The sequence below is a fragment of the Stutzerimonas stutzeri genome, assembly GCF_024448935.1.
Taxonomy (GTDB): Bacteria; Pseudomonadota; Gammaproteobacteria; order Pseudomonadales; family Pseudomonadaceae; genus Stutzerimonas; species Stutzerimonas stutzeri_AO.
Map to the genome: position 1 here is coordinate 35,375 of NZ_JAMOIE010000025.1, position 17,074 is coordinate 52,448.

Sequence of the window (17,074 nt, forward strand, 5' to 3'; positions counted from 1 at the left end):
AGCCGGATCATGGGCTACTTGCATTGCCGGGGACGGCAGGCGGTGCATGCCTGAGCAGCTTTAGCTGCGCGAGGGCTTCGGACAAGCGCTCCTGTAAGCCCTGGGCTCTTTGTGCCTGAGCATCGGTGGCTTCGCCAAGCCGGGCGACTTCATCTTGCAAAGCGCGGCAGCGCTGCTCCAGTGCATCATTCGTACGCTCCATTCCGGTCAACGTGCTCCGGGCGATCTCCAAGGCCTGAGTTTTCTGCGTGAGATGCTGTTCTTGAGCACGCTGATCCTTCTGCATCTGCCGCGCCTCGGTGAGTAGACGTGCATTGTCACGGTTAAGCTGGGTCAGCTCGTCCTGCTTAATGATCAGAGTCTGCCGGAGCTGTCGGAGCTCAACCTGCAATTGCTGAACTTGGGCTTCGTGACGCCGCTGGTCTTGCTCGCGCTGATCCTTGCTGGCCTGCCGGTAGTGTTCCAGTGCGTCACGTGCATGTTCATGCTTGTCCTCCAGCGACGCAATTTGGCTGTCGCGATCAATCAGACGCATCTCCAAATCGGCATTGGCCTGCGCTAACCGCGCATTTTCCAGCTCGACCTGCTGGCACTTCTGCTGCTCGTGCTGCAGTGTCTGCTGAGCAGCGTTGAGCTGCTCCCCGAGCGTAGAAGACTGACCTTCAAGCTGCTCTATTCGGCTTTCAGCCTGCCGAATCTGGTCCTGGTAATCGAGTCGCTCCAGTGCCAGCTGTTCGCGTTCCTGTGCTACAGCTGCCTGAGCCTCTTCTCTGAGCTGCTCAGCGAGCAGGCTCACCAAATTGCCTAACTGCTCGCTGAGAGACGGAGCCGTTTGCCGGCCACGCTCAGTCTCTTCCATTTCTTTCAGGTAGCGATGAATGGTGGTTTTCGAGCCTGTGTTGCCAAGTTCGACCCGCACCGCATCGATGCTGGGATTCTCGCCCCGCGCCAGGATGGTCCGGCGGGCCTTCTGAACCAATGCCTTGTTAATGCCGCCACGGGCCATGGTTGCTCCTACGATTTCGTACTAGAGTACATACCATGTATTTACATACTAAATAGATCAGATGTAAAGCGAGATAATATGGGTTATTTCAGATACGATAATGAAGCATTATCCAATATCAGTTGTGAAAAACGCCTCATATCGTCGTTCTCAGGTACACAAAGGGCCATCACAGGCAATGAAGGATGTCGGACGCTATCTTCAGGCTGGAACGCGAGAAAACACTCGCCGTAGCTACCAGTCGGCCATTGATCACTTCGAAGTGACATGGGGCGGCTTTCTGCCCGCGACAGGCGACAGCGTTGTCCGCTACTTGGTGGACTACGCCGATACGCTGAGTGTGAACACGTTGAAGCAACGCTTGGCTGCTCTCGCTCAATGGCATATCACCCAAGGCTTTCCCGACCCAACGAAGACTCCCACGGTGCGTCAGGTGCTCAAGGGCATCCGCACCCTGCACCCAGCACAGGTCAAGCAAGCCGCCCCTTTGCAACTGAAGCACTTGGAACAGGCGGTACAGTGGTTGGCACTTGAGTCAGGGCGAGCTCGGATGCGGGACGATTTAGCGAGTCTGTTGCGCTGCCGGCGCGACATGGCATTGCTGCTGATCGGCTTCTGGCGGGGCTTTCGCAGTGATGAGCTCTGCAGGCTGCAGGTCGAGCATATTCAGGCCGAAACAGGCGCAGGCATGCGTCTGTTCCTGCCGCAGAGCAAGGGCGACCGAGAAAACCTCGGTACGACGCACTACACGCCGGCGCTAAAGCGACTATGCCCGGTACAGGCCTATCTCGACTGGATCAGTGCTGCAGGTATCGTTCGTGGAGCCGTGTTCCGCCGCCTGGATCGCTGGGGGCATCTCAGCGAGGATGCTTTACATCCGGGTAGCCTGATCAGCTTGCTGCGCCAGATTCTGCAACGCGCCGGAATTCCCGCTGAACTGTATACCAGTCACTCCTTGCGCCGCGGCTTTGCTACGTGGGCCTCGGCCAATGGATGGGACCTCAAAGCCTTGATGACCTATGTGGGCTGGAAAGACATCAAGTCGGCCATGCGGTACATCGATCCCGCTATTTCATTTGGTGGCCTGGCAGTCAGACCCGCTGTTGAATTCAATGCTGGCACTTTGACTCAATTGCTAGCTTCTCACTAACATCGCTGCACGACTGAGAGGGGCGGCATCGCTCTTCGGGTGGGCGGTTCGCCTCCAACGGTAGAGGTACCGGCATGATACAAGCAGTAGTTTTCGATGTGTTTGGCACGCTTCTCCAGATAGGTGAGCGCCGCCATCCTTTCCGCCAACTGATGCAGCACCTGCGGCTTCAGGGCAGAACACCAAGGCCGGATGACGCACGGACTCTGATGACTCGAAATCTGGGCTTGGCTGGAGCTGCCGATTATTTCGGTGCGCAGTTGAGCAACTCTGAGTTAGCTAGCCTTGAAAGCGACCTTTTCACCGAGCTGGCCAGCGTTCGCCTTTTCGATGATGCGTTGGAGTCGCTAAATCAGCTAAAGAACGCCGGCCTGAAGCTCGCGTTGTGCTCCAATCTCGCAGCCCCATATGCGATTCCGGCCAAACTGTTACTGCCGTCGTTCGATGTTTACGGATGGAGCTTTGAGGTTGGGACAATAAAGCCTGAGCCTGCAATCTATCGTCAGATGATCGAACAGCTTGGCTGCGAAGCCTCCGCTATCGCAATGATCGGTGACACGTTGCAAGCCGATATGCTTGGTCCAATTGGGCAAGGCATGCGGGGCTACCACCTACAGCGTGAAGGAAAAGCCGATCAGTGCGGCTTCGTCTCGCTGATGGACTTTGCAGCCCACGTTCTGCAATACCCACCGTCCGCCATCGGCTAAAGCGGCGTCGCCAGTTTTAGCTGACGCCGCTAGACCCGGATGGCTTACAGGCATGAAGACACCCTTTTTCTGTAACGGGAGCTCCTTCAACCCTTGAGCGCCAGAATACGCCGAGCGCCGTTTAGAACGATGAATCCCACAACGGTACCGATAATCAGGTCTGGGTAGTTTGACCCAGTCCAAGCGACGAGCGCTCCGGCGACTATAACCCCCATGTTGATGACCACATCATTGGCGGAGAATATCCAGCTCGCTTTCATGTGAGCACCACCTTCCCGGTGTTTGGAAATCAGCAGCAAACAACCCGTGTTGGCGAGCAATGCCAGGAACGCGACGGCCATCATTATCAGCGACTCGGGCTCGCTGCCGAATATAAAGCGTCTGACCACCTCTACGAGCACGCCGAGGGCCAAAATCAGCTGGAGCACACCAGCAAGGTGTGCAGCACGCACCTGCAGATTGACGCTGCGCCCAACCGCATAAAGGGCCAGGCCGTACACTGCCGCGTCAGCGAACATGTCGAGCGAATCGGCAATCAGACCTGCGGACCTGGCGATCAGGCCAGCAGTCATCTCTACCACGAACATGAAGGCGTTGATGCCTAACAGTAAACGTAGGGAGCGGGATTCCTGTGTAGAGTTCGCCGGATTCTCGGCGGCTTTGATCATCTCTGGGTCTGCCGCGACAGTTTTCTGAAGAGTGGCGCCTAGCCCTAACGTCGCCAGCTTTTTGGTTATGGGCTCAACGGCACTGTCATGCATGACATCTAACCGACGGTCCGACAGATCAAAAGTCAGCTTCCGAACTCCGTCCAAACCATTCAGCGCCAAGCGGATCATTCGCTCTTCTGATGGACAATCCATCTTGGGTACGGCGTAAACACTGACCCATTGCCCCGTCGTATCGGAAGGGTTTTGCATATCGGCATCAGCGGCTGGTGTCGCATCGCAGCCGCAGGGACCATCGGACTTGCTCATGATACGGCTCCACTTGAAATCGAAGATGGGATCATTAAAAGCCTTATAGCTACTATAAGGTCAATAACGCAGAGCCGATGAGGATTCACACGATGCGCATTGGTCAGTTAGCAAGGCTAATAGGGATTGATACACAGACGATCCGCTTCTATGAGCAGCAGGGCTTGTTGCCACCGCCTGATCGCCAGGCGAACGGCTATCGTGTCTACACCGAGAAGCATGGCGAGCGGCTAGCCTTCATCCGGCGCTGCCGAATCTTGAATCTGTCACTTCCAGAGATTCACGCACTCCAAAGCTACCAGGATGACCCTCGCCAGCCTTGTACGGCCGTCAATGCCTTACTCGATGATCACATTTCTCAAGTCAGATCTCAGATAACCGCTCTGCAGTCACTCGAACGACAACTCGTTTCACTGCGGGCTAATTGCAACGATGGGCGGGAAGTTGAGGCTTGCGGCATTCTCGCCGGAATTAGCGAGGACGCATGCATTAAATGAATGGCGTTGGGGCTCGCGGGCCTGATTACCCGACCAACGTGCGTGCCCCCAAATGGTTGCTCGTCCCTGTGGTTTGTGCGCCTTTGTAGTGGCGTTCGTCTCCATGCCGTATCACTTTTCAATCAGGCATGCCGAGGAAAGGTGAGTTCGAACGTGGTCCGACCGTCTTTGCTGGCGACGGCCACGTGGCCTTTGTGGAGGTTCATCACTGAACGGACAATCGCTAGCCCCAAGCCTGCTCCACGAGGTTGTATGCCGTTCACGCGGTAAAAGCGGTCGAACAGGTGTGGGAGATGATCCGATTCGATAGTCGCGCCATGATTGGTGACAGCCAGCGAGACGATGTCTACGTCCTCCTCAAGGATCTTAAGTTCGACCGTACTGCCAGTATTTGAATGCCGCAGCGCGTTGGATAGCAGGTTGGAAATGGCCCGCTGGACCATAAGTCGATTTCCCAAAATCATGGCATCGCCCGTTACTGTCGTAGCGACTCCCGCTTCTTCGGCAAGGACTTCGAAGTATTCACATACGCGCCTCGCCTCGCTTCCTAAGGATAATTGTTCGAGCTTCAGTGCTGGGCTGGCGTGGCTGGCCTGGGCGAGAAACAGCATGTCTGACACGATTCGATCCATGCGTTCGAGTTCTTCAACCGACGACTCGATCACCTCCCGATAATGCTCCTTGCTTCGCTCACGCACCAAAGTCACCTGCGCCTTGCCTATCAGGTTGTTCAGCGGAGTTTTTAACTCATGAGCCACATCGTCCGAGAATTGTGACAGTTGCTGAACGCCGTCATCGAGTCGATGAAGCATTACGTTGAGGCTGTGCGCCAATGCCTGGAGCTCTTGCGGAAGCCGATCGGTGCGGATTCGGGGTGATAGGTCCTGTGTCGATACCTTAGTCGCCAAGGCCCGGAACTTGCGCAGCGGCCGCAAGCCATTTTGGGCGATTAGCCATCCAGCCAATCCGATCAATATCAGTAGCATCGGCACGGTCACTAAGGCCGAGCGCAGGAATGCAGCCACCAGCCGTTGATCGGCACTGCGATCTTGCGAAAGTAAAAGCGTCATTGGAGCCAGTCCCGGGACTTGGATTTGCTTGCGCCCGGTTAGCATCTGCACGCCATCTTTCGTTGTCCAGCCAAGATAGTCGCCGTCCCTGCTCACGAGATCCAGCTGCTGCGGCGCATTGGCGAATCGGCCGATACTGAAAATGGGTGATTTCGCTGTATCGCCGATGACCGTAATCGAAAGGTTGTCATGGCCGAGTACGGTATCGCTCAATGCGTGTTGCCAGGAGCGGCCCATACGGGCTTTGGTGTCTTCGAGGAGTCCATGATCGATCTGAGAGAGCTTGGCCGTCACTTCCTCCTGGGCGCGCAGTTCCAGTTGGCGCACCAGTACCCAGTAGCTCAGTGCAATCAGCAGCGCGACCAAAGCGGCGCCGGTCAGTGTGATTTGAAGCGCGAGACGCGATGCGAGGCTGAGTGGCTTCAAGGCCGCGCCTCCAGCACGTAGCCCACACCCCGGATGGTGTGTATCAGGCGATCGCCGAAGGGTTCGTCCACTTTCATCCGCAGGCGACGAATCGCAACATCCACCACATTGGTATCGCAGTCGAAATTGATGTCCCACACCATGGCAGTTATTTCCGTACGCGTGAGGACTTCGCCAGTCCGGCGCATGAGCAGATGCAGTAACGCAAATTCTTTGCTGGTGAGGTCGATACGCTGACCGCTCCGGTAAGCCCTATGCCGGCCCGGGTCCAGTTCGAGGTCGGCTACACGCAGGTTGCTCGGAAGTGCGACTGCCTCGCCTCGCCGCAACAGTGTCCGGATACGGGCAAGCAGCTCGGGGAACTGGAACGGCTTTACCAAATAGTCGTCGGCGCCGAGATCCAGACCGTGGACTTTTTGCTCTAGGCGGCCGTTGGCTGTCAGCATGATGACGCGTGTCTGCTTACGCCTTCTGATGAGTTCGAGCACCTCCCATCCATCCATGGTCGGCAGATTCACATCCAGTAGCACGATGTCATAGTCGTTCTGCAGTGCCAGGTGAAATCCATCGAGCCCATCACTTGCGCAATCGACGATGTACCCACATTCGATAAGACCCTGCTGCAGGTAGTCCGCAGCTTTGATTTCGTCTTCTACAACCAGGATGCGCATGTTTTCAGGTAACTCGGTAAGGAGGTGCGTGGTAAGCGGAACCAAAAATAATCCATGTAGTAACTATAAGGTCAAGACGAAAGAGGTTTGGCTCTAGCGTGAAAGGCAGAGGCGAAATGATCTGCACAGGGAAGCGGGAAGCACTTTAACGCGGTAAAAGTCCTGCGGGGCTGTCTTGCAAATTTGTAATCTACCGGTCATTTGGTTGACCCGCAGCCCAAGGAGGTGCACTTAAGCAAAAAAAGGCGCCCTACGGGCGCCTGAAACACATCTTCAAACCAAGGGAGCACAAAAAGAAGATGTGGTGTTGCTCGTAGTGCTTCACAGGATCGAGAGCGGGTACTCGGCGATGAATCGAACCTCATTGAGGTCGGACTCGAAAGCAGTCGCCCGTGTTGTAGCCTGGCGCACCCGCAGAGAGAGGTCCTTGAACGAGCCTGTCTGTACAACGTAGCGTGCTTCGACGTCGCGTTCCCAGCGCTTCTGTCCGGTTAGAGGCGCGCCGTTATCGTCTTGGCGCATGTATACCTCATTTGCGTTGCTGTAATCGGCGCCCCAGCCGCGGGCGTAGCGAGTCATGAACGTAAGCCCAGGTATGCCGTAACCCGCCATGTTCAGGTCATAACGCAGCATCCAGGACTGCTCTTTAGGTGAGTTGAAATCACTGTACTGGATGGAGTTGTTCAGGTAGATCGAGTCAGCCTGGCGCAAGTAGTCAAAGTCGTTGTTACCGTTGTTTCGCTGATACGACGCCGTGACGGTGTGCGCGCCGAAGGCGACACCCAGGCTGGAGCTCCAGATGTTGTTGTTAAATTCGCCCAGCAATTCGCGGCCTTCATCGGTTGCCTTGTAGTAGTTGAAACTGCCCAGCAGCACGACGGCATCGGAAAGTGGATAGGTGGCCGAGACACCGAAATAATGTTGATCCCAGGCATCCTTCAGCCGGCTGGTATACAGGCTAAGACTGAGGTTTTCGTTCACGCTATAGTCGCCGCCTGCGTAGCCGAGCCAAGGCGAGTCGACGCCGCCGCCATAAAACGTGACGAAGTCATCGTTCGTGTTGCTGGTATTGGGCTGGCTCATCGCGTGTAGGCGCCCGGCCGCAAGCGTAAGACTGTCCAGCGAGTTGTTCACAACGGTGACACCCTTGAAAGACTCCGGCAGCAGCCGTGCGTCACCAAAGTGCACGACAGGAGTAGCGGGAAATACATCGCCTGCCTTGATTTCGGTGCCCAAGAACCGTGCTTTCACGGCCCCCCCTACTCGAGAAAAGTCATCCTCGGCATCGCCGGCGCTATTGTAGGGGAGAAGATCGACGGTTCCGCCAGCACCGGAACGTCCTGATCCAGAATCGAGCTTGAGGCCGAGCATGGCGAAGGCGTCGACGCCGATCCCCACCGAGCCTTGGGTATATCCGGACTCGAAGAAGGCCATCAGCCCGTGAGCCCACTCCTCAGAGTAGCCATTGCCGGTCGCACTCTCACCGTCGCGAAAATCTCGATTGAAATAATAGTTGCGATTTATCAGCGATAGCGTGCTGCCTTCGATGAAGCCCTCCGCTGTTTCCGATTGGGCAAAGACCGGGGCGCTGCCCAATGCCAGCGAAAGGGCTGTTAGTGAAAAAACGGCCATTTTGCTCATGATGATGCTCCTGGTGTACGGCAGGTCAGTGCTCAAATGACGCCTTTCGCTTTTTTTTAGCGCTTAGGCAAGTTCTTCCCTGCAGATGACCGCAGGATTAGCGGCAAATTACTATTTTGTTATCTGAGAGGCAAGCAATCGCGCATATCCTCGATTACAGATTTGTAATGTTGCGGTCACGCGGTCGTTATCCACTCTTCTTTAAAGTCAGCCCCATGGCCATCAGTTATCTCCCCGGCTTGGCGAGGCTGATAAAAACGCTTTCGTGTATTGTGTCCTAAACCCAGGACGAATCACTGTCGCAGTAGCGGCGCTGTGTTCCGCGTCTTGGCGGGGGTAGCTCTATGATTGGATTCGACATCTAAACCAGGAAGTCATCGTTTTGCCTTGGATGAGAAAAATAGTTCTGCTGTTGTTGCTAGCCCTGTTCCCATTGCAATCATCATGGGCAGTTGTTAGCACGAGCTGCAGACATGAGGATGGTTCGGCAGCAAATCATCTTGGACATCACGAACATTCGCACGAGTCTCTGGGTGCTGACGAGGAAGGATCGTCAAAAGCCGCAAAAAAAATCAGTCTGGATGGAGACTGTGTCTTTCATGGCGACCATATCAAGCCGCTTATAACGAAAGGGATTTCTCCCGGTTCGGTATTATCAATAAGCTTGAAACCGTTTTCTTCTGCTAGCTACGCATCGGCTGAAGCGGGGCGTCCTGAGAAACCTAATTGGCGCATCGGTGCAAAGCCGGTGAGACGCCAGATTAACCAGTAGGACGCCATTTATCTGTATCTGACGTCTCACCGAACCTTCCCTTTTCTAGGAGATTTCGGTGCGAAAAGTTCTTTTACCGCTGGGGTTGTCGATGTTGTCGTGCAACCTCGCCTATGCGCAGCCTTTAGAGTTGCCGACCTTCACACAGACCTTACCTGTCAGTGTGTCAAATACCTTCCCCGTTGAGTCTGTCGACTCCATAAGCTTTCTACGCGCCTTGGAGCTCGCTAGCTCTGCAAGCCCTGAACTGGCTGCTGCAAGACGTGAGCTGGCTGCTTCTCGCGCATTGATTAGCCAAGCCGGAGCACGTCCGAATCCAATATTGTCCGCTAGCCAGGACGGAATCCGAGGTGATGCCCCCGAGACGACGCTTGAGCTGAGCCAAGAAATAGAGCTGGGTGGTAAACGTTCGGCTCGTATTGAGGCAGCGCAACGCGCCATGGACGTAGCGGCCGCCGACCTACAGGACGCCCAAGCTCGACTGAGGGGGGCAGTGATGGGTGCATACTACGATGTGCTTACTGCTCAAGAACGGCTGGACCTCGCTCAGGCTGCTTCAAAGCTTGCGAAGCAAGCTGTGAACGTTGCCAATCGACGTGTGAGGGCCGGCATGGTCTCTCCCGTAGAGGAAACCCGGGCGCGGGTTGCGGCTACTGGAGTGCAAGTAGAGCTTGCCCAGGCCACAGCTGAACTCGAAGCTGCGCGCACTCGGCTGGCGGCCAACTGGGGAAATCCACAGCCACGCTTTGAGCGAGTAAAAGAGCCGGTAGAGGCAGTGCCTCCTCTTCCCGAGCTAGCTGAGCTTTATAGCCGTTTGAACGATTCCGCCCAACTAACCCGCGCGCGTCGGGAGGCTGAAAGACGTCGGGCTGCGTTGGAGCTGGAAAGGACGAATCGCTTTTCTAACGTGACGGTTAGCGTAGGTGCCCAACGCTCAGATGAATATAACGGCACGCTGGGACTGGTGAGTATCTCGATGCCCCTGCCGTTGTTTGATCGAAACCAAGGCAACATCGGAGCAGCACAGGAACGGGCCTACCAGGCGCAGGACGAGCTTAACGCCGTCCATATACGCCTGAAAAGCGAACTTTCCCAAGCGCACATGCGGCTGCGCACTGCTCGCCAGCAGTTTGAACTGTTGCGCAACGATATGCTCCCCAGTGCCCAAAGCGCTTATGAAGCTGCCAGCAAGGGGTTCGAACTTGGAAAATTCACGTTCCTTGACGTACTGGATGCTCAACGCACGCTTTTCCAAGCCCGATCTCAGTACCTGTCTGCGCTCTCGCAAGCTAACCAGGCGGCGGCAGAAATCTCGCGAATTGTCGGAGATGGGTCGGCCGTTATCACCTCGGCCACTCAGCCATAGGAATCCATATGAAAAGTAAATCGAATACATCTTCCTTGGCTGGTCACAAGAAGCAGATTTTTTGGATCGTCGTCATATTAAGCGTGGCACTTATGCTTGGCGGATTGCTTCTTCGCAGTAGTCCAGCTGTGCCCGATGCGGGCGACGCACATAGCGAGCATGGTGACGAATCGGAGCATGAGGATGAAGGGCATTCGGATGAGGATGCAGAAGCCGAAGGAGATCATGGCCATGATGAAGGAGGCGCCGATAGCGATCACGAGGTCGGTGCGGCAGAGAAAGATGAGCATGAAGATGAGCCCGAGGGAGCGGAGCATACTGAAACAGCAGAGGTAGAACTCTCAGAGACACAAATCCTAGCCGCCGGCATCTCACTGGCAACTGCTCAGCCCGCAAAGATAAAAAGCGCAATCGAGCTGCCAGGTGAAATTACGTTTAACCAGGATCGCACAGCGCAAGTTGTGCCTCGTCTCTCAGGCGTCGTTGAAGCGGTCAAAGTCGATTTGGGCGAACAGGTGAAACAGGGGCAAGTACTCGCTGTGATCGCGAGTACTGACCTGTCGGAACGTAGAAGCGAGCTCTACGCGGCACAAAAACGTCTTGCATTGGCTCAGAAAACCTATCGACGCGAAAAGGAGCTGTGGGAAGAGCGTATTTCCGCAGAACAGGATTATTTACAGGCACAACAGGCTCTACGGGAAGCAGAGCTGACTGTTGCGAATGCAAACGCACAGCTACAAGCGCTTGGCAGTGATGCTGGCAAGCCAGACGCATTGAGCCGCTACGAACTCAGGGCGCCGTTCGATGGGATGATCGTTGAGAAGGACATCACTCTCGGTGAGTCAGTCAATACCGATGACCAGATATTCATCATTTCCGATCTTTCTACCGTTTGGGCAGATATCAGCGTTCCTGCCAATGCACTCAGCGCGGTACGAGTCGGCAGCAACGCGGTTATCGAAGCCACAGCATTCGAGTCCAGTGCCAATGGCACCGTTTCTTATGTCGGCTCACTTGTTGGTCAGCAAAGCCGCGCCGCTACCGCCCGGGTCACGCTTCCCAACCCGGAAGGTGTTTGGCGCCCCGGCCTGTTCGTCAAAGTGCGGGTAGGCTCTGGCGGAGCGTCCGTGCCGGTTGCAGTTAAGCCCGATGCGATCCACACATTGGAAGATAGTCCGGTGGTGTTTGTACGGACCGATCATGGCTTCGCCGCTCAGCCAATCGTGACTGGTCGCAGCGATAGTGAAGCGGTTGAAATCAAGGAAGGCCTCCAGCCCGGAGCGCGCTATGCCTTGGATAACAGCTTCATCATCAAGTCCGAGCTTGGCAAAGCCAGCGCCTCGCATGCTCACTGATACGGAGTTATAGAATCGTGTTCGAACGTATCATTCGTTTTTCTATAGAGCATCGCTGGCTGGTTATGCTAGCTGTGCTTGGCATGGCAGCGTTAGGAGCATACAGCTACCAAAAGCTGCCTATCGATGCTGTCCCGGATATCACCAACGTACAGGTGCAAATCAACACTGCAGCGCCAGGTTATTCCCCGCTGGAAGTGGAGCAGCGCATTACCTACCCGCTCGAGACGGTAATGGCCGGGCTGCCCAAGCTCGAGCAGACGCGTTCCTTGTCTCGATATGGACTTTCTCAAATCACAGTTATATTTGAAGAAGGCACTGATATCTACTTTGCCCGCCAACTTGTAAACGAGCGCCTGGGTGGGGCCAAAGATCAGCTTCCTGAAGGCGTCACTCCGACACTTGGCCCTATTTCCACTGGGCTTGGCGAAATCTATTTTTGGACGGTTGAAGCTGAGGAAGGTGCCACCAAATCGGACGGTACGCCTTATACCTCTGCTGACTTGCGTGAGATTCAAGATTGGATCATCAAACCGCAAGTCCGCAATGTACCAGGCGTCACTGAGATCAATACGATCGGAGGATATGCAAAGGAATATCAGATCGCCCCCAATCCAGACACTTTGCGGTCGTTTGGACTGACACTACAAGATCTGATCGAGGCGGTTGAGCAAAACAATAACAATCTAGGTGCCGGATATATTGAAAAACGCGGCGAGCAGTATCTTGTTCGTGCTCCAGGACAAATGCAGTCAGTAGAGGACATCCGCAATACCCTTATTAGCAACGTTGACGGTACCCCAGTACGTATCCGCGACGTTGCGACGGTCGAGGTTGGAAAGGAGCTCCGTACTGGCGCAGCCACCGAGAATGGCCGCGAAGTGGTTCTAGGTACGGCCTTCATGCTTATCGGTGAAAACAGCCGGGTAGTTTCTCGGGCTGTCGATGACAAGATGAAAGAGATAAACCTTTCGCTTCCAGAGGGCGTAAAGGCGATTACTGTCTACGATAGAACTGTACTCGTAGACAAAGCTATATCCACCGTTAAGAAGAACCTCACTGAGGGTGCCATTCTTGTTGTGGTTATACTTTTTCTCTTCTTGGGTAATATTCGGGCGGCGATCCTAACCGCACTTGTTATACCGCTGGCGATGCTCTTTACGTTCACCGGCATGGTAGCCAACGAGGTCAGCGCCAACCTGATGAGCTTAGGCGCATTGGATTTCGGCATCATCATCGATGGTGCCGTGGTGATTGTTGAGAACTGCGTGCGTCGACTTGCTCACGCTCAGTCCCATCACGGGCGGGCATTAACGCTGTCCGAACGGCTTCATGAAGTGTTCGCTGCGGCAAAGGAAGTGCGTCGGCCTCTTCTCTATGGGCAGCTGATCATTATGATCGTATATCTGCCGATATTCGCCCTTACAGGGGTAGAAGGTAAGATGTTCACGCCCATGGCGTTTACCGTAGTGACAGCGCTATTCGGAGCGATGATTCTCTCGGTGACGTTCGTCCCGGCAGCCGTTGCGCTCTTTATCGGCAAGCGTGTTACAGAGAAGGAAAACTTTCTAATCCGCAATGCTAAACGGGCCTACGCACCTGCATTCGATGCGGTGATGGCCAACAAGCCAGTAGTGCTCACCTTTGCCGTAGTTGCAGTTGTACTTTCCGGCCTCGTAGGGGCACGTATGGGTAGTGAGTTCGTGCCTAGCCTCAATGAAGGAGACTTCGCTATCCAAGCTCTTCGTGTACCGGCTACCAGTCTTAGTCAGTCTTTAGAGATGCAGCAGCAGCTGGAACGAAAGCTTATGGAAGAGTTTCCAGAGATCGAGCGGATTTTTGCGCGTACTGGCACTGCGGAGGTGGCATCCGATGCCATGCCACCAAACATTTCCGACGGCTACGTCATGCTGAAACCTCAAGAACAGTGGCCGGATTCAGGCAAGCCGCGCGACGAACTCTTAAGCGAGGTCCAAGCATCCGCCGCTGAGTTACCGGGCAATAACTACGAGTTTTCCCAGCCTATTCAGCTGCGTTTCAACGAGTTGATTTCCGGTGTTCGTGCCGCTGTAGCCGTGAAAATCTATGGTGATGACATGGAGGTTCTTAACAGCACGGCGGCGGAAGTGTCCGAGGTGCTAGGACAAGTACCAGGCGCCTCCGAGGTTACGGTCGAGCAAACGACTGGCCTTCCTATGCTCACGATTGATATCGATCGCGATCAGATCGCACGATACGGCCTGAGTCTAGATACCGTCCAGCAAGCGGTTGCAGTAGCTATCGGTGGCCGAGAGGCCGGCACCTTGTTTCAAGGAGATCGGCGTTTCGATATCGTGGTTCGTTTACCGGACGAGATACGCAGCGATCTCGCCGCAATTGAGCGGCTTCCAATTGCCCTTCCAAGGGAATTAAACAGCACCATAAGTTATATCCCCCTCGGCGAGGTGGCCACCCTGGATTTGGCCCCCGGTCCGAATCAGATCAGTAGAGAAGAAGGGAAACGGCGAATTGTCGTCAGTGCAAACGTCCGTGGTCGTGACATTGGATCATTCGTATCTGAGGCAGAACAGAAAATCCAGGCCCAGGTAGATATCCCGGCAGGTTATTGGATCGACTGGGGCGGTACCTTTGAGCAGCTTGAATCGGCAACGAAGCGGCTGCAGATTGTCGTCCCCGTGGCGCTGCTCCTGGTCTTCATTCTGCTTTTCATGATGTTCAACAATGTCAAAGACGGTTTGTTGGTCTTTACAGGGATTCCATTTGCGCTCACCGGAGGCATTGTTGCGCTGTGGCTCAGAGATATCCCATTGTCCATTTCAGCAGGTGTTGGCTTTATTGCTCTGTCAGGCGTCGCCGTTCTAAATGGCCTGGTAATGATCTCCTTCATCCGTAGCCTACGGGAGCAAGGTTTACCTCTGGACACTGCGATCCGCGAAGGTGCCCTTACCCGGCTACGACCGGTATTGATGACAGCCTTAGTGGCTTCACTCGGGTTCGTTCCAATGGCCTTGAATGTGGGTACCGGTGCAGAGGTACAACGTCCCCTTGCGACGGTGGTGATCGGGGGGATTCTCTCCTCAACGGTGCTAACGCTATTAGTTTTGCCGTTGCTCTACCAGATGGCTCATCGACGCGAAGACGAATTGGCGGAGCAAGAAATCGCGTTGGCCGCTGACAGAACAAGCTAGAGATTGGATGGCGGCACACAACGCCCCGTTCTTGCTAGCTAGCGAGAACGGGGCGCGTTAATTATCGGAGCGCAGTTTCATTAGCGGCGCAGCGGACAGCACAGCCTTTGTGGCGCAGTCTGATGCATCTAAGCGGTAAATAAAAAATTGCTCAGCGCTTAGTGCGTATGACTTTCGCTACATACGCGTCCTTGACCTGATGGCTTTCACCCACGGTGAGCTGACGAAGGATTATGCAAACAGCGACTGACCTGCCCCGGTCGGCAGCAAAGGGCGATAGCTACGACAAAGCCCTGGCTGGAACGATCAGCGGGCTGTGCAAGGCCGAGCTGACACCGTCAATCATGGGCGAACCGTGAGGCCTTTGAGATAGCGACCCAGACATGGGTGCGCTGTACGCCACAGCGTCTGTTCAGCTCACTCGGACATGATCCTTGCGAAGGCTAATAACAACAGATCAGGCGATGGCGGCCTGACTTAAACGAAACGGCTTTTATAAATCAAGGGCGATTCGCTGGTAGCGATGTTGCGGGCAAGTTATGGAAACAAAAAAGCGCCCCGAAGGCGCTTAGAGTGCAACTGCTTCCAAAGGAGCTTGGAAGCTGCCGGAGGCGAATATCGTTCAGATATGAAGCGGTTAGTCAGCTTTGGTTTCTTTCTTAATTTCCGTGTTGTTCTGATCTTGGCGAATATCATTAACCTTCAACTCGTTTGCTTTTTTTTCGGCGGATTCGGTTCCGTGAATTCGCTTTTGATCTGCTCGGAATTTTTCATTAAATTTCATTGAACGGTCGTATCCATCTCCTGCATAAGACGATGCGGAGCCGAAAATTACCAAACCAACAACAATAGCTTTCAACAGATTCATAGGGCAGTCCTCGCTAAATTCAAAGGTGGCTTGCTGAGCTTTCTCGCTGAGCCCTGCAGGTTCGAATGAATTTTGCGTGATTGAAGCTAACAGCAGCATGAGCCAAGCATTACATTATTGAAATGTAATGCTTCCATTGCGCGGTGACATGAGCGCCTTGCTTCGTCATGTCAGCACCGAGGCGCACCAATCTGCAAGGGCCTATCCTACGAAAAGAATGATTGGAAGATTACAATTTTGTCATCCTCGGATTGACGCCGTATCATCTATCATTAGCGAGCAACGTCGTTTAACGTTTGAGAGGGATCGGCCAGTTATCGGCAAGTTTCAGACGATAATGCACGAACTCGCTTGAGAGTGGTCGCATTTCTGTCAGTGTGGTTTGGAAGGCCAGATGGTATAGGCACTAGTATTGCCTAATTAGCTATTATGGGCGGTCGTTTGGTTTTCCTACCCTTGTCTTACTTTATTTTTTAGGAGCGGTAAAAACCAATGGCCCACGAACATAACCATAACACCGAAGCCATAGGCGATAAGCGTTTAATCGCTGCCATTGGCGTTAATGCTGCGTTAACTCTGGCACAAGTTGTTGGAGGAATACTTTCTGGCAGCTTATCGCTTATAGCTGACGCGCTACATAATTTGAGCGATGCCGCATCACTGGTTATTGCGCTAATCGCGCGTAAGATCGGTCGCAGGCCGCCGGATGCTTTTAAAACCTTCGGCTACCGACGCAGTGAAACCATAGCGGCCTTAATCAACTTGGTCTCGTTGATTATCATCGGTCTCTACCTTATTTACGAGGCTATAGGTCGGTTATATTCCCCTCAGCCTATTGAGGGTTGGACAGTGGTCGTGGTGGCGGGAATAGCCTTGATTGTAGATATCGCCACGGCCTTGCTCACCTACACAATGTCTAAGGACAGCATGAATATAAAGGCGGCATTCCTGCATAATGTATCGGATGCACTAGCCTCCGTCGGCGTTGTTGTCGCCGGGACATTGATTCTTCTGTACGGCTGGTACTGGACGGATACTGTAGTGACATTGATGATTGCTGGTTACGTGCTCTGGCAGGGCTTTAGCATGCTGCCTAAAACCATTCACTTGTTGATGGAGGGCGCACCAGAAGGAGTTTCCATCGCCGATATAATCAACGTCATGGAGCAAGTAGACGATGTTGAGAGTGTTCACCACGTACATGTTTGGGAAATCGCGGAACATACAATTGCATTGGAAGCCCACGTTGTCATAAAGAAGGCTAGTCTGCCTGATATCGAACGAGTGAAGACCGATTTAAAACGAGTACTCCATGAGCAATTCAAAGTCAGCCACTCGACACTTGAAATGGAGCTAGACGGCAGTGTTTGTATCGACACT

General features: G+C 54.2%; 14 protein-coding genes. 8 read left to right on the forward strand and 6 right to left on the reverse strand.

The genetic code is table 11. From position 1 onward, the window contains the following. Positions 1 to 7: 7 nt before the first annotated feature. Entirely contained in the window at positions 8 to 1,006 is a 999-nt protein-coding gene (locus NA637_RS09675; RefSeq protein ID WP_041013810.1) for a DNA-binding protein, read from the reverse strand. Positions 1,007 to 1,106: 100 nt separating this feature from the next. On the opposite strand from NA637_RS09675, the gene NA637_RS09680 reads away from it, so the two are divergent. Together NA637_RS09680 and NA637_RS09685 are read left to right on the forward strand one after the other, a co-directional pair. Then, positions 1,107 to 2,156, forward strand: coding sequence for a site-specific integrase (locus NA637_RS09680; RefSeq protein WP_080950572.1), 1,050 nt, complete (start codon positions 1,107 to 1,109; stop codon positions 2,154 to 2,156). 74 nt (positions 2,157 to 2,230) lie between these two features. Continuing rightward, positions 2,231 to 2,863 carry an HAD family hydrolase gene (locus NA637_RS09685; protein WP_256072047.1) on the forward strand — a complete coding sequence of 211 codons (633 nt, stop codon included), beginning with the start codon at positions 2,231 to 2,233 and terminating at the stop codon, positions 2,861 to 2,863. 86 nt (positions 2,864 to 2,949) lie between these two features. Here NA637_RS09685 and NA637_RS09690 read toward each other — a convergent pair whose 3' ends face one another. Continuing rightward, a complete protein-coding gene (locus NA637_RS09690) occupies positions 2,950 to 3,840 on the reverse strand; it encodes a cation transporter (RefSeq protein ID WP_256072048.1) in 891 nt (296 codons plus the stop codon). A 92-nt stretch (positions 3,841 to 3,932) separates the two neighbouring features. Here NA637_RS09690 and cadR point away from each other — a divergent pair, with 92 nt between their 5' ends. Next, on the forward strand, positions 3,933 to 4,337 hold the full coding sequence (gene cadR / locus NA637_RS09695) for a Cd(II)/Pb(II)-responsive transcriptional regulator (RefSeq protein WP_003292662.1): 405 nt from the start codon (positions 3,933 to 3,935) through the stop codon (positions 4,335 to 4,337). Positions 4,338 to 4,459: 122 nt separating this feature from the next. Here cadR and NA637_RS09700 read toward each other — a convergent pair whose 3' ends face one another. The 3 genes from NA637_RS09700 to NA637_RS09710 all read right to left on the reverse strand — a co-directional run bounded on the left by NA637_RS09700 (position 4,460) and on the right by NA637_RS09710 (position 8,145). Continuing rightward, positions 4,460 to 5,833: a heavy metal sensor histidine kinase gene (locus tag NA637_RS09700; RefSeq protein WP_256072049.1), complete on the reverse strand. Its 1,374-nt coding sequence runs from the start codon at positions 5,831 to 5,833 to the stop codon at positions 4,460 to 4,462. Continuing rightward, a complete protein-coding gene (locus NA637_RS09705) occupies positions 5,830 to 6,504 on the reverse strand; it encodes a heavy metal response regulator transcription factor (RefSeq protein WP_256072050.1) in 675 nt (224 codons plus the stop codon). Before NA637_RS09705 ends, NA637_RS09700 begins: the two co-directional genes overlap by 4 nt. Positions 6,505 to 6,825: 321 nt before the next feature. Further along, positions 6,826 to 8,145, reverse strand: a complete 1,320-nt coding sequence (locus NA637_RS09710; protein WP_102833696.1) for an OprD family porin — start codon at positions 8,143 to 8,145, stop codon at positions 6,826 to 6,828. Positions 8,146 to 8,975: 830 nt separating this feature from the next. Here NA637_RS09710 and NA637_RS09715 point away from each other — a divergent pair. The 4 genes from NA637_RS09715 (at position 8,976) to NA637_RS09730 (ending at position 15,185) form a co-directional block, all read left to right on the forward strand. Continuing rightward, the gene (locus NA637_RS09715; protein ID WP_256072051.1) at positions 8,976 to 10,283 is read left to right on the forward strand and encodes a TolC family protein; all 1,308 of its coding nucleotides are present in this window, start codon (positions 8,976 to 8,978) and stop codon (positions 10,281 to 10,283) included. 8 nt (positions 10,284 to 10,291) lie between these two features. Next, a complete protein-coding gene (locus tag NA637_RS09720; protein WP_256072052.1) occupies positions 10,292 to 11,638 on the forward strand; it encodes an efflux RND transporter periplasmic adaptor subunit in 1,347 nt (448 codons plus the stop codon). A gap of 17 nt (positions 11,639 to 11,655) precedes the next feature. Beyond that, a complete protein-coding gene (locus tag NA637_RS09725; protein WP_102833684.1) occupies positions 11,656 to 14,826 on the forward strand; it encodes an efflux RND transporter permease subunit in 3,171 nt (1,056 codons plus the stop codon). A 233-nt stretch (positions 14,827 to 15,059) separates the two neighbouring features. Further along, the gene (locus NA637_RS09730) at positions 15,060 to 15,185 is read left to right on the forward strand and encodes a hypothetical protein (protein WP_023444716.1); all 126 of its coding nucleotides are present in this window, start codon (positions 15,060 to 15,062) and stop codon (positions 15,183 to 15,185) included. Positions 15,186 to 15,463: 278 nt separating this feature from the next. On the opposite strand, the gene NA637_RS09735 is transcribed toward NA637_RS09730, so the two are convergent. Next, a complete protein-coding gene (locus NA637_RS09735) occupies positions 15,464 to 15,793 on the reverse strand; it encodes a hypothetical protein (RefSeq protein ID WP_080950630.1) in 330 nt (109 codons plus the stop codon). 393 nt (positions 15,794 to 16,186) lie between these two features. Between NA637_RS09735 and NA637_RS09740 the strand changes: the two genes are divergently transcribed. Next, positions 16,187 to 17,074, forward strand: an 888-nt coding sequence (locus NA637_RS09740) for a cation diffusion facilitator family transporter (protein ID WP_256072053.1), incomplete at its 3' end; no start/stop codon positions are given.

Coding starts and splice junctions, on each gene's coding strand:
- NA637_RS09675 (WP_041013810.1), bottom strand. CDS start 1,006: ATGGCCCGTGGCGGCATTAACAAGGCATTGGTTCAGAAGGCCCGCCGG.
- NA637_RS09735 (WP_080950630.1), bottom strand. CDS start 15,793: ATGCTGCTGTTAGCTTCAATCACGCAAAATTCATTCGAACCTGCAGGG.
- NA637_RS09705 (WP_256072050.1), bottom strand. CDS start 6,504: ATGCGCATCCTGGTTGTAGAAGACGAAATCAAAGCTGCGGACTACCTG.
- NA637_RS09730 (WP_023444716.1), top strand. CDS start 15,060: ATGCAAACAGCGACTGACCTGCCCCGGTCGGCAGCAAAGGGCGATAGC.
- NA637_RS09690 (WP_256072048.1), bottom strand. CDS start 3,840: ATGAGCAAGTCCGATGGTCCCTGCGGCTGCGATGCGACACCAGCCGCT.
- NA637_RS09710 (WP_102833696.1), bottom strand. CDS start 8,145: ATGAGCAAAATGGCCGTTTTTTCACTAACAGCCCTTTCGCTGGCATTG.
- NA637_RS09720 (WP_256072052.1), top strand. CDS start 10,292: ATGAAAAGTAAATCGAATACATCTTCCTTGGCTGGTCACAAGAAGCAG.
- cadR (WP_003292662.1), top strand. CDS start 3,933: ATGCGCATTGGTCAGTTAGCAAGGCTAATAGGGATTGATACACAGACG.
- NA637_RS09685 (WP_256072047.1), top strand. CDS start 2,231: ATGATACAAGCAGTAGTTTTCGATGTGTTTGGCACGCTTCTCCAGATA.
- NA637_RS09680 (WP_080950572.1), top strand. CDS start 1,107: ATGAAGCATTATCCAATATCAGTTGTGAAAAACGCCTCATATCGTCGT.